This window comes from Curtobacterium sp. PhB115 (genome assembly GCF_003752025.1).
Classification (GTDB): domain Bacteria; phylum Actinomycetota; class Actinomycetes; order Actinomycetales; family Microbacteriaceae; genus Curtobacterium.
On the sequence record NZ_RJKR01000006.1, the window covers coordinates 772,550 to 795,364 of the forward strand.

Here is a 22,815-nt window from a genome sequence, read left to right on the forward strand (position 1 = left end):
AAAGCGGTATGCTCTTCCCATCCGAACGCAACGACGCAGAGAGGATCACAACATGGTCGACCCGCAGGTGCTCAAGCACGGCGCATGGGACGTCATCACCCCGGAGATCGCCGGTTGGGAGTTCATCACCTTCCAGGTGAAGACCTTCGGCGACGGCGAGACGGTCGAGCTGCCCGCCGACGGCAACGAGCGGGCGTTCGTGAACCTGCACGGCGACCTCGTCCTCACGGTCGCCGGCGAGGAGTACCGCCTCGGTGGCCGGGACACGGTCTTCGACGGACTCGGGCACACGCTCTCCGTCCCGCGCGACACCGCGGTGACGATCACCGCCACCCCCGGAGCCGAACTGGCCATCGCGACCGCGCCGGCCACCGAGCAGCACGAGGTCGTCCTGGTCACGCCGGACGACGTCGGATCCGCCACCCGTGGTGCCGGCAACGCGACGCGGCAGGTCTCCACGCCGATGTCACCCGACTTCCCGGCCGACCGCTTGCACATCGTCGAGGTGTGGACCCCGGGCGGCAACTGGTCGAGCTTCCCGCCGCACAAGCACGAGCACGACATCGACGGCGAAGCGCAGCTGGAGGAGGTCTACTACTACCGTCTCCGCGACCCGGAGAACGGGTGGGCGCTGCAGCGGGTCTACAGCCCGGAGCGCGACTTCGACCTCGACGTCCCCGTCCGCGACGGTGACATCTGCCTCATCCCCTGGGGGTACCACACCACCGTGGCCGCCCACGACCAGGACCTCTACTACCTCAACGTCCTCGCCGGCCCGGCGCCGAAGCGCACCCTGCAGGCCGCAGAGGACCCCGCGCTCGCCCCGGCCCGCGCCAAGTGGGAAGCCCTCGGCACCGATCCGCGTGTGCCGTTCGTCCCCGTCCGCCCCTGACCCACCACGAAAAGGAAGTTCGCAATGGTGCAACACCCTCAGCCGACCCGCCGCCTCACGGTGGGCCAGGCGATCGTCGAGTTCATGCAGGCCCAGCACGTCGAACGTGACGGGGTGACGCAGCCGTTCTTCGGCGGCGCGTTCGGCATCTTCGGCCACGGCAACGTCGCCGGGCTCGGACAGGCGCTCCTGCAGTACCAGGACGTGTTCCCCTACTACCAGGGCCGCAACGAGCAGGGCATGGTCCACATCGCGACCGGCTACGCGAAGACGAAGAACCGCCTCGGCGCGCTCGCCGTCTCGACCTCGATCGGGCCCGGCGCGACCAACATGGTCACCGGTGCCGGTACCGCGACGGTGAACCACATCCCCGTCCTGCTCTTCCCGTCGGACGCCTTCGCCACCCGGTCCACCGGCGCGGTGCTCCAGCAGCAGGAGCACCCGTACGCGATGGACGTCACCGCGAACGACTCGTTCCGTGCGGTGTCGCGGTACTTCGACCGGATCAGCCGGCCGGAGCAGCTCGCCTCCGCCCTGCTCGAGGCGATGCGCGTGCTGACGAGCCCGGCCGACACCGGCGCCGTCACCATCGCCCTGCCGCAGGACGTGCAGGCCGAGGCGTTCGACTTCCCGGAGACGCTGTTCTCCGAGCGGGTCTGGCACGTCGCCCGCAACCGTCCCGACGCCGCGGCGATCCAGCGTGCGGCCGAGCTCATCAAGGGTGCGAAGAAGGCCGTCGTCATCGCCGGCGGTGGCGTCGTGTACTCCGAGGCGACCGGGGAGCTCGTGCGCTTCGCCGAGTCGACCGGCATCGGCGTCGGCGTGACGCAGGCGGGCAAGGCCGGCATGCCGTGGGACCACCGGCTCGCCCTCGGGGCGCTCGGTTCCTCCGGATCCGCGTACGCGAACGCCATCGCGAACGACGCCGACGTGGTCATCGGCATCGGGACCCGCTACACCGACTTCACGACGGCCTCGAACACCATGTTCCAGAACCCGGACGTGGCGTTCGTGAACATCAACGTCGCCGAGATCGACGCCTTCAAGGAGTCCGGCATCCCGCTGGTCGGCGACGCCCGCGCGACGCTCGCCGAGCTCCGTGCCGCGCTCGACGGCTTCACGCTCGACGCCGACGTCGTCGCCGCGAACGAACAGGCCGCCGCGGACTGGCGCGCCGAGGTCGACCGCATCATCGAGGTCCAGGACAGCCCGACGCTGTCCCAGGCCGAGATGCTCGGACTCCTCAACGCCTCGGCCGAGGCCGACGACGTCGTGGTCAACGCCGCCGGCTCGATGCCGGGCGACCTGCACCGCCTGTGGCGGCCGGGCAGCCCGAAGGGCTACGACATCGAGTACGGCAACTCGTGCATGGGCTACGAGGTCGCCGGTGGCGTGGGCGCACAGCTCGCCGCACCCGAGCGCCGCGTGCACGTGCTCGTCGGCGACGGCTCGTACCTGATGATGTCGCAGGAGATCATGACCGCGGTGCAGGAGCACCTGCAGATGACCATCGTCATCGTCGACAACTTCGGCTACGGCTCGATCGCCGCGCTGTCCGAGACCCTCGGCTCGCAGACGTTCGGCACCCGCTTCAACGAGCGCGGTGAGGCCCTCCGCCACGACGGCCGCCGGCTCGAGGTCGACTTCGTCGCCAACGCGGCGAGCTACGGCGCCGAGGTCTTCTCCGCCGACACCGCGGACACCTTCCGCTCCGCACTCGACGCGGCCCGGGCGTACGACGGCACCAGCGTCGTGTACGTCCGCGTCGACGCCCAGGGCCGTTTCGGCGGCTCCGGCGCCTGGTGGGACGTGCCGGTCGCCGAGGTCTCGACGCTCGACAGCACGAAGGACGCCCGGGCCACCTACGACGAGCACAAGCGCGAGCAGCGCCTCTACCTGGCGCAGTCCGCACCCCGCGTCCGAGAACTGGAGCACTCATGACCGACGTGACCGACGTCCGCGACGCCACCGACGCCGTGGACACGACGATCGACCGGGCGAGCATCACCGCCGGGGTCCCCACGGGCCTCCTGATCGGCGGGGTGGAACGCGCAGCGTCCGACGGTGCGACGTTCGACGTCCACGACCCCGTGGACGGCAGCGTCATCGCCACCGTCTCGAGCGGGACCCGGAACGACGCCCAGGCGGCCGTCGACGCCGCGGCGGACGCTGCCGCCGGCTGGGCCGCGACCCCGCCCCGGAAGCGATCCGAGGTGCTGTCGCGGGCCTACGACCTGATGGTCGAGCGCGCCGACTGGTTCGCGCGGCTCATCACGGCGGAGAACGGCAAGGTCTTCGCCGACGCCCGCGGCGAGGTCCTGTACGCCGCCGAGTTCCTGCGCTGGTACGCGGAAGAGGCGGTCCGGATCCCGGGTGCGCTGCAGACCGCACCGGGTGGCACGAACAAGATCCTCGTCGAGCACCGTCCGATCGGCATCGCGATCCTCGTCACCCCGTGGAACTTCCCCGCGGCGATGGCGACCCGGAAGATCGGACCGGCGCTCGCCGCCGGGTGCACGACGGTCCTGAAGCCGGCGAGCGACACCCCGCTGACCGCCCTGGCGATCGGAGCGCTCTTCGCCGAGGCGGGCCTGCCGGCCGGTGTCCTCAACGTGCTGCCGAGCCGGTCCTCCGGCACCGTGGTCGAGCAGATGGTGCGCGACCCTCGTGCCCGGAAGCTCTCGTTCACCGGGTCCACCGAGGTGGGCGTGAAGCTCATGAAGCTCGCCGCGGAGTCCGTCGTGAACACGTCGATGGAGCTCGGTGGCAACGCGCCGTTCGTGGTGTTCGACGACGCCGACCTCGACGAGGCGGTCGCCGGCGCCATGATCGCCAAGATGCGGAACGGCGGCGAGGCCTGCACCGCGGCGAACCGCTTCTACGTGCAGGAGGGCATCGCCGAGGCGTTCTCCACACGACTAGCCCAGGCGATGGGCGCGCTCCGGACCGGCGACGGGCTCGACCCGGAGGTCCAGCTCGGCCCGATGGTGAACGAGACCGCCCGCGACGACATCGCCCGGCTGGTCGACGGCGCGAAGGAGGACGGCGCCACGGTGCTGACCGGCGGAGCGTCCCCCGACGGCCCCGGCTGGTTCTACCCGGCGACCGTCCTGACCGGGGTGCCGGAGCACGCGCGCATCCTCAAGGAGGAGATCTTCGGGCCGGTCGCGCCCGTGGTCACCTTCCGCACCGAGGACGACGCCGTCCGACTGGCGAACGGCACCCCGTTCGGCCTGGTGTCGTACGTCTACACACAGGACCTCGCGCGGGGCCTGCGGGTCAGCGGACGGATCGAGTCCGGCATGGTCGGGCTGAACCGTGGTCTGGTGTCCGACCCGGCGGCGCCGTTCGGCGGGATGAAGGAATCAGGCATCGGCCGCGAGGGCGGTGCCGAGGGGCTCCTGGAGTACATGGAGTCGCAGTACATCGCCGTGAGCTGGTAGCGCTCGCGCCACCGCGGGCCCGGCCCGGGCCCGCCGACCGCACGGCGTGCGCGTCAGGACAGCGGGGTCGCCAGTTCGCTGGTGGCCCCGCTCGTCAGCTCCGCGACGGCCGCACGCGCGGCGTCGGTGAACTCCTGCTGCCGCTCGCGGACGTCGACGGACCGGCCGGCGACCGACAGGCACCCGAGCAGCGCCCCGTCGGCCCCGAGCACGGGGAACGCGAGCGCGCCGATCCCGATCGTGGCGTCGTCGAGCGACAGCGTGTACCCCTGGGACCGCGTGCGCTCGACGTCCTCGCGCAGCGCGTCGGCGTCCACGATCGTCGCGCTCGTCAGCGGTCGACGCTCGGGCCCGTCGGCCAGGTACTCGTCGACGTCGCGGGCGTACGCGAGCACGAGGCGACCGGCGCCCCCGGCGTACAGCGGCAGGGAACGGCCCGGTGCCAGGGTGAGGACGCCGATGCCTCGACCGGGTGCCCAGTCGACGCACACGGCCTCGTCGCCGCGCGGCACGGTCAGGAACGCGGTCTGCTCGGTGCGCTCGGCGAGGGCGTCGAGGATCCGTCGGGCGCCGGACCACTCGGTCATGGCGTCCCGTGCGGCGTCGGCCAGGTGCAACCACTTCACGCTGAGGCGCGCACGGTTCTCGTCCGTGGTGGTCGCCATCCCGACGGCCCGGAGTCCGTCGATGAACCGGTAGACGCTGGGGCGGGGGAGCCCCGTCGCCTCGGCGAGTTCGGCGGGCGAGAGGTCCCCACGCTCGGCGAGGGCCTCGACCACCGCCATCGAGTTGGCGAGCACGCGCATCGGCTTCCGGTCAGCCACGTCGACCTCCGTCGTACCCCAGGTCCGCACTGATCGCGGCGGCGGTGGACATCACCAGGTCCGCGAGCTCGGGCTCGCGGTCGACGAGCCGTTCTCGCAGCCCGCTGATGGACACCGCGGCGACGAGTTCGCCGCGGTGGTTGAAGACGGGACTGCCGAAGGCGGCGATGCCGATCGTGACGTCCTGGTCGGACCGGGCGTACCCGCGCGATCGGGTCGCCTCGAGCTCCGCCTGCAGCGCGCCCCGCGGCGGGACGGCGTACGGCAGGTCGGGCGTCGCCAGGAGCTCGTCGACCACGGCGTGCTGTTCGCCGGCGGCCAGGAACGCCAGGAGCGCGCGGGGCGCCCCGCCGACGTGGAGCGGGAGCGAGTCGCCCACCTGCATCGCGACCGAGCGGACGTCGTGGCCCTCGAGGCGTTCGACGCACACGGCTCGCGTTCCCCGGCGGTAGCAGAGCAGTGCAGCCACGCCGGCACTCGAGCGGAGTTCGCGCATCCGGGGCAGCGCGAGCCCGCGCACGTCGAGCGAGTCCTCCAGGACACCGCCGATCTGCATGCAGGCGAGCCCGAGCCGGTAGGTGCCGCGGACCGGGGCGGCGTCGACCCATCCCATCGCGATGAGGCTCTGCAGCAGGCGGTAGGTGGAAGACGTGGGTTCCCCGACCGCGTCCGCCAGCGCGCTCACCGTCAGGGCCTCGGTCTCGGCCAGCGCGTCGATGATCGCGCCGGCCTTGCTGAGGATCTCGATCCCACCGTCGTCGGAGGCGCCGTCTGCCATGTCGTCATCCTCCCACGTCGACCTCGTCGACTTCGTCGACCTGCCCCGCTAATCTCACTCAGTAGACACACCGTTCACAGAGTGATAGTTTGATGGCACCACCGCAGAACGAAGGAGTCGCCGTGACACGCAACGACGCGAGAGACGTCGAACACCTGGAGACCGTCGCCCGAGAAGGACGCTGGCGTGTCCTCGAGACGGTCGCGACGAGCAAGGCGGGGCACATCGGTGGCCCGATGTCCGCCATGGACCTGATGGTCGCCCTCTACTTCCACCAGCTCCGGATCGACCCGGAGCAGCCGCAGGACCCCGACCGCGACCGGTTCATCCTGTCCAAGGGGCACTCGGCGATCGGGCTGTACTCGGTCCTGGCCCTCCGGGGGTACTTCCCCGTCGAGGAACTCGCCACCTTCGACCACGGCGACTCCCGACTGCAGGGACACCCCGACATGAAGCTCACGCCGGGGGTGGACTCCTCCACCGGGTCCCTCGGGCAGGGGCTCTCCGCCGGCTCCGGCATGGCGATCGCCGCGAAGATGCAGGGCAAGGACTTCCACACCTGGGTGGTGCTCGGCGACGGCGAGATCGAGGAGGGCATGGTCTGGGAGACCGTGATCCACGCCCCCCGCTACGGCCTCGACAACCTCACCGCGATCGTCGACCTCAACGGCCTGCAGCAGTACGGCTGGCCGGCCGGCGACGACGACCGCTACGACCGCAGCGAACCGATGGGGCACGTGAACCTCCCCGCCGTGTTCCGCGGGTTCGGCTGGAACGTCATCGAGATCAACGGCCACGACTTCGAGGAGATCCTCGACGCGTACTCCGAGGTCGACGCCGCTCGCGGCACGACCGGCAAGCCGACGGCGATCATCGCCCACACCGTCAAGGGCAACGGTGTCTCGTTCACCCGCGCCACGTTCAAGTGGCACAACGGCGTCCCGACCGCGGAGCAGCTCGACACCGCCCGCACGGAACTGCTCATCGACCAGAAGACGGAGGCCCTGGCATGAAGGCGCAGCGCGCAGTGTGGGGCGACACCCTCACCGAACTCGCACGGACCGACGACCGCATCGTCGTCGTCGACGGCGACCTCGCGACCTCGACCATGGCGGTCACGTTCGCCGAGGCCCACCCGGACCGGTTCGTCCAGGCCGGCATCGCCGAGCAGAACATGGTCGGGATCGCGTTCGGCATGTCGACGCTCGGCTACCGCCCCTGGCTGTCGTCGTTCGGCGTCTTCCTGACGAACCGTGCGCTCGACCAGGTGCGCATGCTCGTCTCCCAGACCAAGGCCCCCGTCCGGCTCGCCGCCGCGTACACCGGGCTGCTCAACGGCGCGAGCGGCAAGACCCACCAGGACATCGAGGACCTGTCGGTGATGCGTGCGCTGCCGAACATGACCGTCCTCGCGCCGGCCGACGAGACCGAGGCCGCCGCGATGATCCGCTGGGCCGCCGACCACGACGGCCCCGTGTACCTCCGGCTCGCCCGCGACGCGGTCGCCGACGTCTTCGACGGCAGCTACGCGTTCCGCATCGGCGCGCCCGTGCTGCTGCGAGACAGCAGCGACGGCGAGGGCAACGGACGCGAGGCGGGGACCGGCCCCGACGTCACCGTCGTCTCGACCGGCGTCCAGACCTCCCGCACCGTCGAGGCCATCACCGCCGTCGAGGCCGACGGACACCGCGTCCGACACGTGCACCTGCCGACGATCAAGCCCCTCGACGAGGACGCCCTCTGGGTACTGCTCGACGGTGCGGCCCAGGTCGTCACGGTCGAGGAGCACAACGTCGTCGGCGGACTCGGTGACGTCGTCGCGGCGGTCCTCGCCGGCCACGCCAGCGGAGCCCGACTGCACAAGGTCGGGCTCGCCGACTCCTGGGCCGAGTCGGGCCCCAACGACTTCCTGCTCGACAAGTACGGACTGTCGGTCGAGCGCGTCGCGGACCGCATCCGTGCCGTCCTCGGGGAGCGAGTCGCCGCATGAGCACGCTGCGTCCGGACGCCGCGGCGCGGACGGGGACCCGGACGGGACGCACGATCGTCACGCTCACCCCGGCGCCCGCGATCGACCGGACGTACTCCGTCGACACCCTGCGGGGTGGGGCCGTGCACCGCGCCCACACCGTCACCGAGACGCTCGGGGGCAACGGCGTGAACGTCACCCGTGCGCTCCTCGCGCACGGCGCGGCGTCGCAGGCGGTCGCCCCGTTGTCGCCGGAGGCGCTCGCGCCGCTCGACGACGACGCACGCTCCGGCCTGACGCCGGTGGACCTCGGCGTGCGCACCCGGGTCAACACCGTCGTGACCGCGGCGGACGGCGTCACCACGAACGTCAACGAGGCCCCGGCCCCGCTGACACGTGCGCAGTGGACGACGCTGACCGTGGCGGTGCTCCGCACCACGCTGGAGACCGACGCCCGATGGCTCGTGGTGACCGGGTGCCTCCCGGCCGTCGCCGGTGGCGACCACCTCGTCGACGTGCTCCCGCTCGTCGTCGCGGCCCGCACCATCGGACTGTCCGTCGCGTTCGACGTCCCCGGGCACCAGCTGACGGCGGTCCTCGACCCGCTCGCGCCGGTGGACCTCGTGAAGCCGAACGTCGACGAACTCGCGCAGGCCGTCGGACACCCTGTCACGACCGTGGACGAGACGGTGCGTGCAGCGCGCGCCCTCCTCTCGCGGGGCGCACGACGCGCGCTCGTCACGATGGGCGCCGCCGGGGCGCTCCTCGTCGATGCCCACCGACACGAACTCGTCCCCGGGGTCGCGACCGACTGCGTCGACACGACCGGGGCCGGTGACGCGGCACTCGCCGGGTACCTCGCCGCCGAGTCGGACGGTGCGACGCCGTCGGCCGCTGCACGACTCGCAGTCCGTTGGGGCGCGGCAGCGGTTGCCCAGCGGGGCGCTGCACTCCGCGCCACCCCGGCCAGCCGCGGCGACGGCGTTCCGCCGTCCCGCGCACCCCACCACACCGACCACTCCACCTGGCTGCGCGTCGACTCGCTCGCCGCGACCGGCTGACGCCGTCCGCAGGACCCCGCGGGCCGCCCGACCTCGAAGGATCAGCATGACTGCCACCACCGAGACGATCGGATCGACGATCGAGCCAGGACCCGGCCTGGAGGCCCTCCACCACTGGGTGGACCAGGTCGCCGCCCTGACGCAACCGGACCAGGTCGTCTGGTGCTCCGGCAGTGAGGCCGAGAACCGCACGCTGCTCACCGAGATGGTCGCCGCCGGCTCCCTCATCGCGTTGGACCAGGGCCTGCGCCCGGGCAGCTTCCTCGCCAGGAGCGACCCCGCGGACGTCGCACGGGTCGAGGACCGCACCTTCATCTGCTCCGCGACCGAGGCGGACGCCGGCCCGACCAACAACTGGCGGGAACCCGGCGTCATGCGCACCGAGCTCACGGCACGCTTCCGGGGCGCGATGCGCGGGCGGACGCTCTACGTCGTGCCGTTCTCGATGGGGCCGGTCGGCGGGGCGATCTCGCAGGTCGGTGTCCAGATCACGGACTCGCCGTACGTCGTGGTGTCCACCAGGATCATGACCCGGATGGGCGCTGAAGCCCTGGCGCAGATCGGGCCGGACACCGTCTGGGTCCCGGCCCTGCACACCGTGGGCATGCCGCTCGTGGACGACGACGGGACCAGGACCCCGGACGTGCCGTGGCCGTCGAACTCGACCAAGACGATCGCGCACTTCCCGGAGACCCGCGAGATCTGGTCGTACGGCTCCGGGTACGGCGGCAACGCGCTGCTCGCGAAGAAGTGCTTCGCCCTCCGGATCGCGTCGTCGATGGCCCGCGAGGACGGCTGGCTCGCCGAGCACATGCTCCTCATCCGCGTCACCACGCCCGCGGGGAAGGTCCTGCACGTCGCGGCCGCGTTCCCCTCCGCCTGCGGCAAGACGAACTTCGCGATGATGACGCCGACGCTGCCCGGCTGGAAGGTCGAGACCATCGGCGACGACATCGCGTGGCTCCGCCCCGGTGCCGACGGCCGTCTGTGGGCGATCAACCCCGAGGCCGGGTTCTTCGGCGTCGCGCCCGGGACCGGCCCGGACACGAACCCGGCGGCGATGACCACCGTCCGCTCGAACACGATCTTCACGAACGTCGCGATGACGCACGACGGCGACGTCTGGTGGGAGGGCGCGTCGGAGGAACCGCCGCGGCACCTCATCGACTGGCGCGGACAGCCGTGGGAGCCGGGCAGTGCGACGCCGGCCGCGCACCCCAACGCGCGCTTCACGGTCGCCGCGGACCAGTGCCCGACCATCTCGGACGACTGGGACAGCCCCGACGGCGTGCCGATCGACGCCATCGTCTTCGGCGGTCGCCGCGCCACCAACGTCCCGCTCGTCGCCGAGGCCGAGGACTGGGAACACGGCGTGTTCTTCGGTTCCACGATCTCCAGCGAGCAGACCGCGGCAGCAGAGGGCCCCGTCGGCGAACTCCGCCTCGACCCCTTCGCGATGCAGCCCTTCTGCGGCTACAACATGGCGGACCACTGGGCGCACTGGCTCGAGATCGGTGACCGGCTCGGCTCGAAGGCGCCGCGCGTCTTCCGGGTGAACTGGTTCCGCAAGTCCTCGGACGGCGGCTACCTCTGGCCAGGGTTCGGCGAGAACGTCCGCGTGCTCGAGTGGATCGCGGGCCGGCTCGACGGTTCGGCGGACGTGGACTGGAGCCCCGTCGGCGGGCTGCCCGCCGTCGGCGGACTCGACCTGGCCGGACTCGACCTCGACGGCTTCGCGCTCGACGAGTTGTTCGCGGTCGACCCGGCGGCGTGGTCGGCCGAGGCCGACCAGCTGCGGGCGCACTTCGACCGGTTCGGCGACCGGGTGCCGGTTCGGTTGCGGGCGCGGCTGGACCAGCTCGTCCGTCGGCTCGGGGACGCGGCGTGACGGAACACGACGTCTGGGCCGACTGGAACGCTCAGCTCGAGCTCGCCGAGGAGATGATCCCGCTCATCGGGCGGTTGCACCGGCGGGACGGCGTGGTCGCCGGCGTCCACGGCCGTCGGCTCGTGAACCGTTCCGCGATCGACATCGTGAAGGCGCACCGGTTCGCCCGGCACGTCGACGGTGCACCCCTGCCGCTCGCCGAGTCGCTGGAGATCCTCCGCGCGTTCGACGCCGGTCGGACCGGCCCGGCGTCGCTCGACCTCGGCGCGTTCGCCGCACGGCTCCGGTCCGATCCGGAGCGCGCCGCGGCGGACATGGTCGCCGATGCTCTCCGCGCCGCCGGCGCGCAGAGCCCGCTGCCGACGACGGACGTCGTCCTGTACGGCTTCGGTCGCATCGGGCGGCTCCTCGCCCGCATCCTGATCTCGCACCAGTCCCGCTCGACCGGCCTGCGGCTCCGGGCGATCGTCGTGCGCGAAGCGACCGGCGCGGACGACCTCGTCAAGCGTGCGAGTCTGCTCCGCCGGGACTCCGTGCACGGACCGTTCGACGGCACCATCAGCGTGGACGAGGACGCGCAGACGATCACCGCGAACGGGACGGTGATCACGGTCATCCGTGCCGCCGATCCCTCGGCCGTCGACTACGCCGCGTACGGGATCGACGACGCGATCGTCGTGGACAACACGGGTCGGTGGCGGAGCGAGGCGGAACTGCGCCGCCACCTCGCGTCGCCAGGCGCATCACGCGTCCTGCTCACGGCACCCGGCAAGGGAGGGATCCCGAACGTCGTGCACGGCATCAACAGCGCGGATGCTGAGCAGTCGGACGTCGTCGCTGCGGCCTCCTGCACGACGAACGCGGTCGCGCCGGTGCTGGCCGCCCTCGACGCGGAGTACGGCGTCGTGCGCGGACACATCGAGACGGTGCACTCGTTCACGAACGACCAGAACCTGACCGACAACTTCCACCGGGCCGACCGCCGTGGCCGTGCCGCGCCACTGAACATGGTCATCACGGAGACCGGAGCGGCCCGGGCCGTCGCGCAGGCCGTCCCCGCCCTCGAGGGACGACTCACCGCGAACGCGATCCGCGTCCCGACGCCGGACGTCTCGCTCGCGATCCTCAACCTGCGCCTCGCACGACCGGTCGACCGGGACGCGTTGAACGGCTTCCTCCGCGGGGTGTCGCTGGGGTCCGCGCTGCGGTCGCAGGTCGACTACGTCGAGTCGCCGGAGTTCGTGTCGACCGACGTGCTCGGGTCCCGGTTCGCCGGCGTCGTGGACGGCCTCGCCACCCAGGCGACCGGTGAGGACGTCGTGGTCTACGTCTGGTACGACAACGAGTTCGGCTACTCGTACCAGGTGGTGCGGGTGCTCGAGACGATGAGTCGCGCCCGCCCCGTACCGGTGCCGTCGCCGGCGCCCGACGGCCGAGAACTCGCGATCACGACCTGATCGCGACGAGCGCGCTCCTCTGTGGAGACTCCTGTGGTGGGGGACGAGCGCGCTCCGGGGGAGGGGGACCCCGCCCCGTGGTGCCCCTCCCTCACTTCCGGCCGAGCCCGTCCGGCATCACTCGATGTCGACGTCCCGCTTGCCGCGGCGCACGATGAGCGGGTCCGGCTTGCCGATCACGTCGACCGCCTTGTCCGGGTAGTCGAACTGCGTCAGGAAGTACCGCATCGCGTTGAGACGGGCGCGCTTCTTGTCGTTCGACCGCACGATGGTCCACGGGGCGTAGCGCTTGTCGGTCCGCGTGAACATCGCGTTCTTCGCCTCGGTGTAGTCGTCCCAGCGGTCGAGGGACAGCAGGTCGATGTCCGACAGCTTCCACCGGCGCACGGGGTCGAGCTGCCGCATCGCGAACCGGGTGCGCTGCTCGCGGCGGGTGACCGAGAACCAGAACTTGGTCAGGTGGATGCCGGAGTCGACGAGCATCCGTTCGAACTGCGGCACCTGGGTCATGAACGACTCGTACTCGTCGTCCCCGCAGAACCCCATCACGCGCTCGACGCCCGCGCGGTTGTACCAGGAGCGGTCGAACAGCACCATCTCGCCGGCGGACGGCAGGTGCTGCACGTAGCGCTGGAAGTACCACTCGCCACGCTCCCGCTCGCTCGGCTTGCTCAGCGCCACGACGCGCGAAGTCCGGGGGTTGAGGTGCTCGGTGAACCGCTTGATCGTGCCGCCCTTGCCGGCCGCGTCACGACCCTCGAACAGCACGACGACCTTCTGCCCGGTGTCCTCGAGCCAGTACTGGCACTTCAGGAGCTCGATCTGCAGCTGGTACTTCGCGTACTCGTACTCCTCGCGCGGCAGTCGCTCGTCGTACGGGTAGTCGTCGCGCCACGTCAGGACGGGGTTGCCGTGCGGGTCGATGAGGTCCGGGTCGGCGGTGTGCCCGTCCGCGACGCTGTAGCCCTCGGTCCTGAGCTGCTCGATGTACTCCCGGAGGGGTTGCGAGTAGGGCGCTGTCTCCACGGTGTCTCCTCTGCCAGCCGATCGGTCGGCTGGGTCCATCCTGTCCCCCGTACCCCGACAGGTCCCCAACCGGACGTGTCGCGCAGGTGAAGGGAGCGGCCGAGCACTGGTCACCAGAGCACCCGACCGGTCGTTCCGCGCCGGTATCATCGCGGGATGTCCCAGCACCCGCCGTTCCGTGCCGACGTCGTCGGCAGCTTCCTCCGCCCCGACGCCGTGAAGGAGGCCCGCTCGGCCGCCGCCGCGGGGCGCATCGACGCGGCCGCACTCCGGGCCGTCGAGGACGACTCGATCCGCACGCTGCTGGATGACCAGCGGGCGGCGGGCCTGCAGCTCGCCACCGACGGCGAGGCCCGCCGCGCCTGGTGGCACCTCGACTTCTGGGGCGGCCTCGACGGGGTCGAGGTGGTCGAGCTCGACCACGGCATCGCGTTCCAGGGCGTGACGACCACGCCGAAGGGCATGCGGGTCACGGGTCCGGTGTCGTTCCCGGCGGACCACCCGTTCGTGGCCGACGCCGCGTTCGTCGTCGCCGAGGCCACCACGCGCGGCCTCACCCCGAAGTTCACGATCCCAGCGCCGACGGTGTTCGACTTCCGCCTCGACGCCGACCAGGTCCGCACCGACCACTACGACGGCCGCGACGCGATCACCGACGACCTGGTGCAGGCGTACCGGGACGCGATCGCCGCCCTGTACGACGTGGGGGTGCGGTACCTGCAGCTCGACGACACGGCGTGGGCGTACGCGTGCTCCGACGACGAGATGGCCAAGGCTCGCGAGCGCGGCATCGAGACGGACGGCATCGCCGAGCGCTTCTCGTCGATCATCCGACGGGTGCTCGACGGTCGACCCGAGGACCTCGTCGTCACCACCCACGTCTGCCGCGGCAACTTCCGCTCGACGTGGATCGCGTCCGGCGGGTACGAGCCCGTGGCGGAGCAGCTCCTCGGGCACACCGGCTACGACGGCTTCTTCCTGGAGTACGACAGTGACCGGGCCGGCGGCTTCGAGCCGCTGCGGTTCCTGCCCGAGGGCGATCAGGTCGTCGTGCTCGGGCTCGTCACCTCGAAGACCGGCGAGCTCGAGGACCCGGCCGTCATCGAGCAGCGCATCCACGACGCCGCGCAGTACGCACCCCTCGGCCAGCTCGCGCTGAGCCCGCAGTGCGGTTTCGCCTCGACCGAGGAGGGCAACACGCTGTCCGAGGACGAGCAGTGGGCGAAGGTCCGCAGCGTGGTGGAGATCGCCGGACGCGTCTGGTCCCGGTAGCGTTCTCGACGGCCTGTCCCCGATCCGGATCGAGCAACGATGCCTGACGTCCACCTGCCTGCCGACGACCGCTACGAGCAGCTCCCGTACCAGCGCGTGGGGAGGAGCGGCCTGATGCTGCCGCGGATCTCCCTCGGTCTGTGGAACAACTTCGGCGCCGACCGCGCGCTCACCACGCAGCGCGACATCGTGCTGCACGCGTTCGACCGCGGGATCACCCACTTCGACCTCGCGAACAACTACGGCCCGCCGCCCGGATCGGCCGAGGAGCAGTTCGGCCGCATCCTCGAATCGGACCTGCGCCCGTACCGGGACGAGATCGTGGTGTCGACGAAGGCCGGATACGACATGTGGCCCGGCCCGTACGGCGACCGGGGCTCCCGCAAGTACATGCTCGCGTCGCTCGACCAGTCGCTCGGGCGCCTCGGGCTCGACTACGTCGACGTCTTCTACTCGCACCGTCCGGACCCCGAGACGCCCATCGAGGAGACGGTCAGCGCCCTGGTGACCGCGGTCAGGTCGGGCAAGGCGCTGTACGCGGGCATCTCGAACTACGACCCGGAGCAGACCGCGGCGGCGGCGAAGGCCCTGGCCGACGAGAACATGCACCTGCTCATCCACCAGCCGCGCTACAACATGTTCGACCGGGTCCCCGAGGACGGGCTCTTCGACGAGCTCATGCGACTCGGCACCGGTGCGATCGTGTTCTCGCCGCTGGCGGGCGGGCTGCTGACGGACCGGTACCTGGACGGGACGGTCCCGGTGGGGTCGCGTGCCGCCGAGGGCCGCTGGTTCGGGGCGGACCGCATCGACGACGAGTACCTGACGACGGCGCGGGCGCTCAACGACATCGCTGTGGCGCGCGGGCAGACGCTCGCGCAGCTCGCGATCACGTGGGTGCTCCGGCAGCCGGCCGTGACGTCGGCGCTGGTCGGGGCCTCGAGTGTCCGCCAGCTGGACGGCACGCTCGACTCGCTCGCGGGCGCGCCCCTGTCCGACGAGGAGCTCGCGGCGATCGACGCGCTGGTGCCGCGCGGCTGACGTGTGTCGGATGCGGCGCGCGGAGCGCAGGCGGTGCGACGTTTCGCGCTGAGCGACACGTCACGGGCGGGGGACCGCGTGGACTGTCGCTGAGCCCGAAACCACGGACGGGAGGCGCGGTGCCAGCTGGCACCGCGCCTCCCGTCCGTCAGTGGGTTGCCCCTAGACCGCCGCGGTCGCCTCGTCGCGGTGCGGGAGCTTCCAACCCGGGCGCACGAAGTGGCACGTGTACCCGGCGGGGTACTTCTCGAGGTAGTCCTGGTGCTCCTCCTCGGCCTCCCAGAAGTCGCCGGCGGGCTCGACCTCGGTGACGACCTTGCCCGGCCAGATGCCCGAAGCGTCGACGTCCGCGATCGTGTCGCGCGCGACCTGCTCCTGCTCGGGCGAGGTGAAGAAGATCGCCGAACGGTAGCTGCGACCGACGTCGTTGCCCTGACGGTCCTTCGTCGACGGGTCGTGGATCTGGAAGAAGAACTCGAGCAGGTCGCGGTACGAGATCACGGACGGGTCGAAGACGATCTCGACGGCCTCGGCGTGGTCACCGTGGTTGCGGTACGTCGCGTTCGGGGTGTCGCCACCCGAGTAGCCGACGCGCGTGCTGATGATGCCGGGCCGGCGACGGAGGAGCTGCTGCGCTCCCCAGAAACACCCGCCGGCGAGGATGGCGGTTTCGGTGGTGGTCATGGTGGCCTCCTGAGGTCGTCGTGCCGCTGGCTGCGGCATCGTCTTGTGCAACCAGCAACGGGGGTGTCGTGTTCCCGGATGGTGTCAGTCGGTGGTGCCCTCGAGCGCGTCGAGTGCGGCCACGTCGTCGGCCGACAGGGTGAAGTCGACGTCGGCATTCGCGGCGATGCGCGACGGGGTCGTGGACTTCGGCAGCGGCAGGACGTCCTTCTCGAGCAGGTAGCGGATCGCGACCTGCGCGACGCTCTTGTCGTACTTCGCCGCGATCTCGGCGATCTGCTCGTTCTCGAGCAGGCCACCCGTGGCGAGGGGCGAGTACCCCTCGGTGAGGATGTCGTGTTCGCGGTCGAACGCGGTCGTCTCGTCCTGCGTGTTGCCGATGAACCACCGGATCTGGTTCACGTGCGGCACCACGTCGGTCCTGCCGAGCAGGTACTCGAGGTCGGAGACGGCGAAGTTCGAGACGCCGATCGAGCGCGTCCGGCCGGCGTCGTAGAGCTCCTCGAACACCTTCCACACCGCGACGTTCTCGTCCCCGTGGTCGGAGCCGATGGCGCTCCAGGGCCAGGGAGCGTGGATCAGGTACAGGTCGATCACGCCGAGGTCGAGGTTGGCGCTCGACTCCTCGAACGCCTGGCGTGCGCCGTCCGCGGTCTTGATCTCCGCCGGCAGCTTCGTGGTGATGAACACCTCGTCGCGCGGGACGCCGCTGTCACGGACGGCCTCGCCGACACTGGCCTCGTTGCCGTACGCCAGCGCGGTGTCGATGTGGCGGTACCCGAGGTCGAGCGCGGTCTTCGTCGCGTCGTACGCCTCGGACCCGGAGGGGATCTGCCACGTGCCGAAGCCGATCTTCGGGATGTGCAGACCGTTGGACAGGGTGAACGTGTCGATGAGTGCGGGCATGCGACGGACGATACGCCGCCCGGTTCCGGGGGCGGTCACGGGACGCAACGCTGTGCCGCCGCGCACCGCGCCCCCGTGCGGGCATCGCGCCCCGACTCACCTGGGCGCGATGCCCGCCAGGGGGCGCGAACCCGTCAGACGCCGGACTGGAGGCCTGCGGCGGTGTCGCCACGGGCCTCCAGGTCCACTCCGACTGTCAGCGCGTGCGCGCGCCGACGCGCGGCAGCACGAAGCCGAGCACGATCATCGCGACGGCGAGGAACGCGTGCAGGACGTTGTCCGCGCTGTTCAGGGGGACGAAGTTCGCGGGGTCTGCCATGCCGGCCGTGAACAGGCCGTAGACGAACAGGACCGCGTAGACGATGCCGCCGACGACCAGGTAGAGCCGAGCACCTCGGGCTGAACGTGCCGCGGCGAGCCCGACGATGCCGAAGAGCAGGTGCACGATGTTGTGCAGGACCGACACCTGGAACAGGCCGAGGAGCAAGGCCATGGAACCGTGGCCCGCCATCGACATCGAACCCATGTCCATGGTGAGCCCCGGGATGAAGCCGGCGACGCCGACGATCAGGAAGACGACACCGAACAGGAGCGCACCCTTCTGGGTCCAGGTCGAGCCGGTGCGGTTGCGAGCGGTTGCTGCGTTGCTGGTCATGGTGTGACCCCTTTTCTCGTCCGCGTCGCAGTTGCGGCGCACAGGGCATTCGAAGCCGTCCGGCAGTCGGATGGCAGTTGTCCACTTCGCGAGCACCGGGGGACACCGACCCTGGACCGGTGCGCACACACGGCTGCCTACGCTCCGCAGCACGGCAACACCGACGGAAGGCAGCACCATGGCACGCGGAGTCGCAGCGGTATGGGTCCCGGTCACCGACATGCAGCGGGCGGTCGCGTTCTACCGTGACACCCTCGGACTGACGGTCACGGACGAGTCCGACGACTGGAGTGAGATCGACGCGAACGGCCTGATGATCGGGCTGAACGGGCGCGAGTCGGCGAGCCCGTCGAGCGGCGGGGGAGCGGTCGTCACGTTCCAGCCGGACGGTTCGATCGAGGACGAGCTGGCGAGCATCCGCGAGCGCGGTGCGGACGTGCAGGGCGAGATCAGTGAGCACCCGTGGGGCAAGATCGTCCCCTTCAAGGACAGCGAGGGCAACGACCTGCAGTTCTACGCGCCGCCGCAGGGCTGACGCGACCCCAGGACGGACGGAAGGGCCGGTGCGGTGTCGCCACGCCTCCCTCGCAGGCTCGGTCGGCGCGCCCCGCGCAACGCTTCGCGTTGCCGCTGAGCGGGGCGCGCCCGTCTGCGCGTGGTCGCCTGCAGAGCGCTACGCGACCGCGATCTCGTTGGGCACGCCCGGCAGCGCGTCGCTCGAGGCGAGGACCTTCCCGGTGGTCAGGTCGACGGCGTGCACCTTCCGCTCGGCGGGGTCGGTGACGTAGGCGATGTCGCCGGCGACCTTCACGGCGGGGTGGGCGTCCTGCCACTCGGCCGGGCCCTCCCACGCGTCGATCACGGGGAACGAGTCGAGATGCTCCCCGCTGGTCTCGTCGAAGGTGTGCAGGGCGCCGTCGTCACCGAGGACCACCGCTTCGTCGCCGGGGCCACGTGCGAGGTCGCGGAACGTGAAGCCGACGCCGTCGGGCATGTCCGCGACGGTGTACTTCCCCGACGCCGCGTCGATCAGGGCGATCTGGTCGAGCAGGTAGCCCTCGCTGTCCGGGTCGTCGTTGTAGTCGCCGACCGCGACCGACGACGTGTCCGTGGTGAACAGGTTGCCGGTGCGGCCGTACTCGGTCGGGGCGTCGAGCTTCTCGAACGCGCCGTCGGCGTAGACGAGGGCGCCGTCGGTGCAGCCGAACACCGCGACCTCACCCTGGACGGCACCTTCGCCGTGCACGTCCGGGCACGATTCGGAGCGGGTGAGCTCCTCGCCGTCGGCGTCCAGGGCTCGGACGCCACTCCGGCTCTCCTCGGTGCCGATGGTGGTGAGGAGCGTGCCGTCCTCGAGCTCGATCGCGACGCCGTGGTGCGCCGCCTCGGACTCGGTGGTCCGGACGTCGGGCAGGGCCTCGCCGTCGAGCTCGGTGTTGTCGAACGTCGTCACGTCGCCGGTGCCGTCGTCGAACAGGGCTGTGCGGTCGCCGTGCACGACGGCGTGCCCACCGGTGTCGGCCGGGAACACCGCGTCGGTCAGGGCCGGGTCCGCCGCGGTGTCGAGCACCCGGAAGCCCTCGGGCACCGTGACGAGCACGTGGCGGCCGTCGCCGGCGGGGTTCACGCGGGTGAAGCCGTCGACGGCGTCGTCGGCCACGACCTGCAGGTCCTGGTCGAGCACGAGCAGGCCGCCGTCGTAGGTCAACGTGATGCGGGTGCTGTCGGCCTTCGGGGCCGAGGTGCTCTCGGCGTCGGCGGCGTTCGTGGCGCATCCGGTCAGGGCCAGGGCAACGGTGCCGAGCAGCGCGGCCGGCAGTGCCGCGGCGCGGAGGGTCTTGGTTCTGGTCATGGGCAACACTGTACTGATTCTCATTCTCATTAAGAAATCGGAGCCGTCAGGCCGTCGACGATCGAGTCGGTGTTCGAGCGCATCATCCCGAGGTAGGTCGACGCGGCGCCGTCCTCGGTCAGGGACTCGGTCGCCAGCGAGCGGATCGCCACCTGCACGTCGACCTCGTCCGCCAGGACCTCGGCCAGGCGTGCTGGCTGCGAGGCGTCGGCGAAGATCGTCGGGACGCCCGCCTGCTCGATCGCGTCCGCCAGGTCACGCAGGTCGGCGGCGCTCGGGGACGCCAGGGTCGTGCCGCTCGGGATCACGGCACCCACCACCCGGAACCCGTAGCGGTCGGCGAGGTAGCCGAACACGTGGTGGTTCGTCACCAGGGCCTTGCGATCGGCAGGGATGGTGTCGAACGCGGCGGTCATGTCGTCGTCGAGGGCTGTGAGTCGGTCGGTGAACGCCTCGGTGCCGGGAGCGTCGATGCCGACGGCGTCCAGCTCGTCGTCGAGGGCCTCGACCACGTCGACCATGCGCGCGGGGTCCGTCCAGAAGTGCGGATCGGGACCGCTGTCGTCGTCGGTGGTCCACTCCAGGGCGTCGATCGCGTCCCCGGCGGTGAAGACGGCCACGCCGTCGTCGGCCGCCGCGCGGACGTGGTGGGCCACGCCTTCCTCGAGCCCGAGGCCGTTCTCGACCACCAGGTCTGCGCTCCGGAGTCGCGCCGCCTGCTGCGCGGACACCTCGAACGAGTGCGGGTCTCCGCCAGGGGGCATGAGCACCATGACGTCGACGTCGTCGCCGACGACCTCGGCCACGACGTCGCCCAGGATGTTCGTCGTCACGGCGACGAGTGGACGGTCCGACCCGGTCGTGGTGCAGCCGGCTGTCGTGACGGCGAGCGCTGCGACGACGAGGGCCGCTGCCACCACCCGCGCGGTGTGCCGGACGGGCGTGCTCCCGCTCACCGTCCCACCTCGGCGAACGCGACGGGCCCGAACGGGAGCGCGACGGTCCGGGCCACGCGGGCGCCGTCCGCGAAGTCCACCTCGTGGACGACGGCGGCCGTCGGGTCGGCCACGTAGGCGCGCTGCGCGTCGAGCTGCAGCAGCGGCGCGGTGTCGCTGTCGTTGGCGACCAGGGGTTCGGTCGTCGCGACGGCGCCGGTCGATGCGGTCACCACGACCACCCGGCCGGCGTCGTCGACCCCGACCACGTGCTCGTCCTGGTCGTCGACGGCGACCACCGCACGCAGCGGCCGTTCGCTCGGCACGTGCTGCCAGGAGCCCCGTCGGACGTCGAGCAACCAGAAGCCGGTGTCGCCCGCGAGTCCGGCGACCGTGGGGCGGCCGGCCCGCGCGGCGAAGGCGGTCGGACGCTCGGCGTCGTCCGGCAGTTCGACGAACGAGGTCGCACCGGCATCGTCGACGACGACCGCTCCGTCGGCGCAGCCCACCACGGCGCCGGCGCGGGTGACGATCCCACCAGCGGGGTCGGTGCAAGCCCGTCCGGCGCGGGTCGACCCGGTCGGCTCGGTCGACCCGGTCGACCCGGTCTGCTCTCCGTCGGCATCGAGGACGCGGACGGTGTCGCCCGCGGCGGCCACCAGGTGCTCGCCGAGCGGCAGCAGCACGGTCGCGTCGAGTCGTGCGGTCTCGTCGAGCTCGCCCTGCCCGAGCGCCGCGCGGTCGAGCACCACCGCCTCGCCGCGCTCCGGCCAGGCGATCGTGGTCATCGTCTCCGACGAGTGCACCTGGACCGGACCGCCTCCCTCGAGCGTCCCGACGATGCGCGGCTCGGCGGCGTAGTAGTGCGTGTGGTCACCGTGGTCGACGGTCCAGGAGCCCCCGTCGACGACCGTGGTGCGGTCGCCGTCGCTCGTCACCAGGAACCGACCGTCGGTCGCGGAGTGCTCGGCTGCGCCGACGCGCTCCAGGTCGGTCGTCTCGCCGGTGAGCAGGTCGTGCAGCGCTGTCTCGCCGGTCGCGGAGACGGCCAGGAGGCCCAGCTGGGGTTCCTGGGACTCGGTCGCGCCCGCCACCCAGCCGTGCGGGGCCGCGGTCGCGTTGGCGTCGTCGGCCGGCGGTGTCGACGCGGTGGAGCACGCTGTGGCCGTCAGCGCGAGGCCGGTCGTCAGGCCCAGGGTTCCCAGGAGTCGCGGGAGTCGTGTGCGTGGGCGGTCGGTGGTCGGGTCGTGGTTCATGGTGCCTCTCGTGCTGGTGCTCGGACGGGGTGTTCGACGGGCCTGGTGGTCGCGCGCGCGGTGCTGCGTGCGATGGCTGCCAGCCCGTGGGACAGGGCGACCCCGGCGACGGCGACGGCCGCGATGCTGGCGCCGGCGGCGGTGCCGGCGTGCCACGAGACGAGCAGGCCGACCAGGACGGCGACGACACCGAGCACCGCGCCGAGGAGCATCGTCGAGGCCACGTGCTTCGTCCAGGCGCGGGCCGCGGCGGCGGGCGTGAGCAGCAGCCCGACGACCAGCAGGGTGCCGACGGCACGGTACGAGGCGACGACGGCGAGGGTGACCAGGCCGATGAGGACCACCTCGGCGAGCCGGGGATGCAGGCCGAGCGTCGCGGCCTTGCGGACGTCGAAGGCCAGTGCCGTGAACGGCCGGTGGAACACGGCTGCGACGAGCAGGGCGACGGCGACCGCGATCGCCAGGCCGACGAGGTCGGTGCGGGTGACGGCCAGCACGTCGCCGAACAGGATCGCGGTGACGTCGGTGGCGAAGGACCGCGATGCCGACACGATGATGACCCCGAGCGCGAGCATCCCGACGAAGAGCAGCCCGATCGAGGTGTCGTACGACAAGCCACCGCGTCGTCGGAGCGCCCCGACGCCGAACACCATCACGCCGGCGCTCACGGCGGCGCCGAGCACTGCGGGCACGCCGGTGAGCGCTGCGATCGCGACGCCGGGCAGCATGCCGTGCGACAGTGCCTCGCCCAGGAACGCCATCCCACGCACGAGCACCCACGTCCCGACGACGGCGCACAGCACCGCGGCCAGGGCGCCACCGGTCAGGGCACGCACCATGAAGTCGACGGTGAAGGGGTCGGTCAGCCAGGTCACG

The 22,815-nt window shown here is 71.5% G+C and carries 21 protein-coding genes; 11 read left to right on the forward strand and 10 right to left on the reverse strand.

The annotated features are described in order from the left end of the window. The first annotated feature begins 52 nt into the window (after nucleotides 1-52). Genes iolB through EDF19_RS09335 form a run of 3 tightly spaced genes read left to right on the forward strand, consistent with a single transcriptional unit; the run spans nucleotide 53 to nucleotide 4,335 of the window. The gene (gene iolB, locus EDF19_RS09325) at nucleotides 53-892 is read left to right on the forward strand and encodes a 5-deoxy-glucuronate isomerase (protein ID WP_123680578.1); all 840 of its coding nucleotides are present in this window, start codon (nucleotides 53-55) and stop codon (nucleotides 890-892) included. A 24-nt stretch (nucleotides 893-916) separates the two neighbouring features. After that, on the forward strand, nucleotides 917-2,833 hold the full coding sequence (gene iolD / locus EDF19_RS09330) for a 3D-(3,5/4)-trihydroxycyclohexane-1,2-dione acylhydrolase (decyclizing) (RefSeq protein WP_123680579.1): 1,917 nt from the start codon (nucleotides 917-919) through the stop codon (nucleotides 2,831-2,833). Beyond that, nucleotides 2,830-4,335, forward strand: a complete 1,506-nt coding sequence (locus tag EDF19_RS09335) for an NAD-dependent succinate-semialdehyde dehydrogenase (RefSeq protein WP_123680580.1) — start codon at nucleotides 2,830-2,832, stop codon at nucleotides 4,333-4,335. Before iolD ends, EDF19_RS09335 begins: the two co-directional genes overlap by 4 nt. Before the next feature lie 53 nt (nucleotides 4,336-4,388). Here EDF19_RS09335 and EDF19_RS09340 read toward each other — a convergent pair whose 3' ends face one another. Together EDF19_RS09340 and EDF19_RS09345 are read right to left on the reverse strand one after the other, a co-directional pair. Further along, nucleotides 4,389-5,159 carry an IclR family transcriptional regulator gene (locus EDF19_RS09340; RefSeq protein ID WP_123680581.1) on the reverse strand — a complete coding sequence of 257 codons (771 nt, stop codon included), beginning with the start codon at nucleotides 5,157-5,159 and terminating at the stop codon, nucleotides 4,389-4,391. After that, complete coding sequence (locus EDF19_RS09345; protein ID WP_123680582.1) at nucleotides 5,152-5,937, reverse strand: IclR family transcriptional regulator; 786 nt, start codon at nucleotides 5,935-5,937, stop codon at nucleotides 5,152-5,154. The genes EDF19_RS09340 and EDF19_RS09345 overlap by 8 nt, the downstream gene beginning before the upstream one ends. Before the next feature lie 122 nt (nucleotides 5,938-6,059). Between EDF19_RS09345 and EDF19_RS09350 the strand changes: the two genes are divergently transcribed. From EDF19_RS09350 to EDF19_RS09370, 5 genes are read left to right on the forward strand one after another with little or no spacing between them, the layout of a single operon-like run. Then, a complete protein-coding gene (locus EDF19_RS09350; protein ID WP_260217048.1) occupies nucleotides 6,060-6,950 on the forward strand; it encodes a transketolase in 891 nt (296 codons plus the stop codon). Continuing rightward, the gene (locus EDF19_RS09355) at nucleotides 6,947-7,927 is read left to right on the forward strand and encodes a transketolase family protein (protein ID WP_123680584.1); all 981 of its coding nucleotides are present in this window, start codon (nucleotides 6,947-6,949) and stop codon (nucleotides 7,925-7,927) included. The genes EDF19_RS09350 and EDF19_RS09355 overlap by 4 nt, the downstream gene beginning before the upstream one ends. Continuing rightward, entirely contained in the window at nucleotides 7,924-8,967 is a 1,044-nt protein-coding gene (locus EDF19_RS09360) for a 1-phosphofructokinase family hexose kinase (protein WP_123680585.1), read from the forward strand. Before EDF19_RS09355 ends, EDF19_RS09360 begins: the two co-directional genes overlap by 4 nt. A 46-nt stretch (nucleotides 8,968-9,013) precedes the next feature. Continuing rightward, a complete protein-coding gene (locus tag EDF19_RS09365) occupies nucleotides 9,014-10,855 on the forward strand; it encodes a phosphoenolpyruvate carboxykinase (GTP) (RefSeq protein WP_123680586.1) in 1,842 nt (613 codons plus the stop codon). Next, complete coding sequence (locus EDF19_RS09370) at nucleotides 10,852-12,312, forward strand: glyceraldehyde-3-phosphate dehydrogenase (protein ID WP_123680587.1); 1,461 nt, start codon at nucleotides 10,852-10,854, stop codon at nucleotides 12,310-12,312. The genes EDF19_RS09365 and EDF19_RS09370 overlap by 4 nt, the downstream gene beginning before the upstream one ends. A 117-nt stretch (nucleotides 12,313-12,429) precedes the next feature. Here EDF19_RS09370 and ppk2 read toward each other — a convergent pair whose 3' ends face one another. After that, nucleotides 12,430-13,377, reverse strand: a complete 948-nt coding sequence (gene ppk2 / locus EDF19_RS09375) for a polyphosphate kinase 2 (RefSeq protein ID WP_123680588.1) — start codon at nucleotides 13,375-13,377, stop codon at nucleotides 12,430-12,432. Nucleotides 13,378-13,494: 117 nt separating this feature from the next. Between ppk2 and EDF19_RS09380 the strand changes: the two genes are divergently transcribed. Together EDF19_RS09380 and EDF19_RS09385 are read left to right on the forward strand one after the other, a co-directional pair. Beyond that, nucleotides 13,495-14,610: a 5-methyltetrahydropteroyltriglutamate--homocysteine S-methyltransferase gene (locus EDF19_RS09380; protein WP_123680589.1), complete on the forward strand. Its 1,116-nt coding sequence runs from the start codon at nucleotides 13,495-13,497 to the stop codon at nucleotides 14,608-14,610. A 39-nt stretch (nucleotides 14,611-14,649) separates the two neighbouring features. After that, entirely contained in the window at nucleotides 14,650-15,651 is a 1,002-nt protein-coding gene (locus EDF19_RS09385; protein ID WP_123680590.1) for an aldo/keto reductase, read from the forward strand. A gap of 162 nt (nucleotides 15,652-15,813) precedes the next feature. Here EDF19_RS09385 and msrA read toward each other — a convergent pair whose 3' ends face one another. The 3 genes from msrA to EDF19_RS09400 form a co-directional block, all read right to left on the reverse strand. Further along, complete coding sequence (gene msrA, locus EDF19_RS09390; RefSeq protein WP_123680591.1) at nucleotides 15,814-16,335, reverse strand: peptide-methionine (S)-S-oxide reductase MsrA; 522 nt, start codon at nucleotides 16,333-16,335, stop codon at nucleotides 15,814-15,816. Nucleotides 16,336-16,419: 84 nt separating this feature from the next. Then, nucleotides 16,420-17,241 carry an aldo/keto reductase gene (locus tag EDF19_RS09395; RefSeq protein ID WP_123680592.1) on the reverse strand — a complete coding sequence of 274 codons (822 nt, stop codon included), beginning with the start codon at nucleotides 17,239-17,241 and terminating at the stop codon, nucleotides 16,420-16,422. Between the two features lie 196 nt (nucleotides 17,242-17,437). Next, nucleotides 17,438-17,896: a DUF4383 domain-containing protein gene (locus EDF19_RS09400; RefSeq protein ID WP_123680593.1), complete on the reverse strand. Its 459-nt coding sequence runs from the start codon at nucleotides 17,894-17,896 to the stop codon at nucleotides 17,438-17,440. A gap of 178 nt (nucleotides 17,897-18,074) precedes the next feature. Between EDF19_RS09400 and EDF19_RS09405 the strand changes: the two genes are divergently transcribed. Then, complete coding sequence (locus EDF19_RS09405) at nucleotides 18,075-18,431, forward strand: VOC family protein (protein ID WP_123680594.1); 357 nt, start codon at nucleotides 18,075-18,077, stop codon at nucleotides 18,429-18,431. A gap of 138 nt (nucleotides 18,432-18,569) precedes the next feature. On the opposite strand, the gene EDF19_RS09410 is transcribed toward EDF19_RS09405, so the two are convergent. The 4 genes from EDF19_RS09410 to aztB are packed head-to-tail and all read right to left on the reverse strand — an operon-like array spanning nucleotide 18,570 to nucleotide 22,814. Then, nucleotides 18,570-19,748 carry a hypothetical protein gene (locus EDF19_RS09410; protein WP_123680595.1) on the reverse strand — a complete coding sequence of 393 codons (1,179 nt, stop codon included), beginning with the start codon at nucleotides 19,746-19,748 and terminating at the stop codon, nucleotides 18,570-18,572. A gap of 29 nt (nucleotides 19,749-19,777) precedes the next feature. Next, nucleotides 19,778-20,704 (reverse strand): metal ABC transporter substrate-binding protein, encoded by a 927-nt coding sequence (locus EDF19_RS09415; protein WP_260217052.1) that lies wholly within the window; start codon nucleotides 20,702-20,704, stop codon nucleotides 19,778-19,780. Beyond that, complete coding sequence (locus EDF19_RS09420; protein ID WP_123680596.1) at nucleotides 20,701-21,939, reverse strand: ABC transporter; 1,239 nt, start codon at nucleotides 21,937-21,939, stop codon at nucleotides 20,701-20,703. Before EDF19_RS09420 ends, EDF19_RS09415 begins: the two co-directional genes overlap by 4 nt. Further along, nucleotides 21,936-22,814 carry a zinc ABC transporter permease AztB gene (aztB, locus tag EDF19_RS09425; RefSeq protein ID WP_123680597.1) on the reverse strand — a complete coding sequence of 293 codons (879 nt, stop codon included), beginning with the start codon at nucleotides 22,812-22,814 and terminating at the stop codon, nucleotides 21,936-21,938. The genes EDF19_RS09420 and aztB overlap by 4 nt, the downstream gene beginning before the upstream one ends. Nucleotide 22,815: the final 1 nt, after the last annotated feature.

Excerpts from the sequence above, each read along its gene's own strand:
- EDF19_RS09405 (WP_123680594.1), top strand. The coding sequence starts at position 18,075 with ATGGCACGCGGAGTCGCAGCGGTATGGGTCCCGGTCACCGACATGCAG.
- iolD (WP_123680579.1), top strand. The coding sequence starts at position 917 with ATGGTGCAACACCCTCAGCCGACCCGCCGCCTCACGGTGGGCCAGGCG.
- EDF19_RS09345 (WP_123680582.1), bottom strand. The coding sequence starts at position 5,937 with ATGGCAGACGGCGCCTCCGACGACGGTGGGATCGAGATCCTCAGCAAG.
- EDF19_RS09385 (WP_123680590.1), top strand. The coding sequence starts at position 14,650 with ATGCCTGACGTCCACCTGCCTGCCGACGACCGCTACGAGCAGCTCCCG.
- EDF19_RS09380 (WP_123680589.1), top strand. The coding sequence starts at position 13,495 with ATGTCCCAGCACCCGCCGTTCCGTGCCGACGTCGTCGGCAGCTTCCTC.
- EDF19_RS09335 (WP_123680580.1), top strand. The coding sequence starts at position 2,830 with ATGACCGACGTGACCGACGTCCGCGACGCCACCGACGCCGTGGACACG.
- EDF19_RS09360 (WP_123680585.1), top strand. The coding sequence starts at position 7,924 with ATGAGCACGCTGCGTCCGGACGCCGCGGCGCGGACGGGGACCCGGACG.
- iolB (WP_123680578.1), top strand. The coding sequence starts at position 53 with ATGGTCGACCCGCAGGTGCTCAAGCACGGCGCATGGGACGTCATCACC.
- EDF19_RS09395 (WP_123680592.1), bottom strand. The coding sequence starts at position 17,241 with ATGCCCGCACTCATCGACACGTTCACCCTGTCCAACGGTCTGCACATC.
- msrA (WP_123680591.1), bottom strand. The coding sequence starts at position 16,335 with ATGACCACCACCGAAACCGCCATCCTCGCCGGCGGGTGTTTCTGGGGA.
- EDF19_RS09365 (WP_123680586.1), top strand. The coding sequence starts at position 9,014 with ATGACTGCCACCACCGAGACGATCGGATCGACGATCGAGCCAGGACCC.
- ppk2 (WP_123680588.1), bottom strand. The coding sequence starts at position 13,377 with ATGGACCCAGCCGACCGATCGGCTGGCAGAGGAGACACCGTGGAGACA.
- EDF19_RS09410 (WP_123680595.1), bottom strand. The coding sequence starts at position 19,748 with ATGACCAGAACCAAGACCCTCCGCGCCGCGGCACTGCCGGCCGCGCTG.
- EDF19_RS09355 (WP_123680584.1), top strand. The coding sequence starts at position 6,947 with ATGAAGGCGCAGCGCGCAGTGTGGGGCGACACCCTCACCGAACTCGCA.
- EDF19_RS09400 (WP_123680593.1), bottom strand. The coding sequence starts at position 17,896 with ATGACCAGCAACGCAGCAACCGCTCGCAACCGCACCGGCTCGACCTGG.
- EDF19_RS09420 (WP_123680596.1), bottom strand. The coding sequence starts at position 21,939 with ATGAACCACGACCCGACCACCGACCGCCCACGCACACGACTCCCGCGA.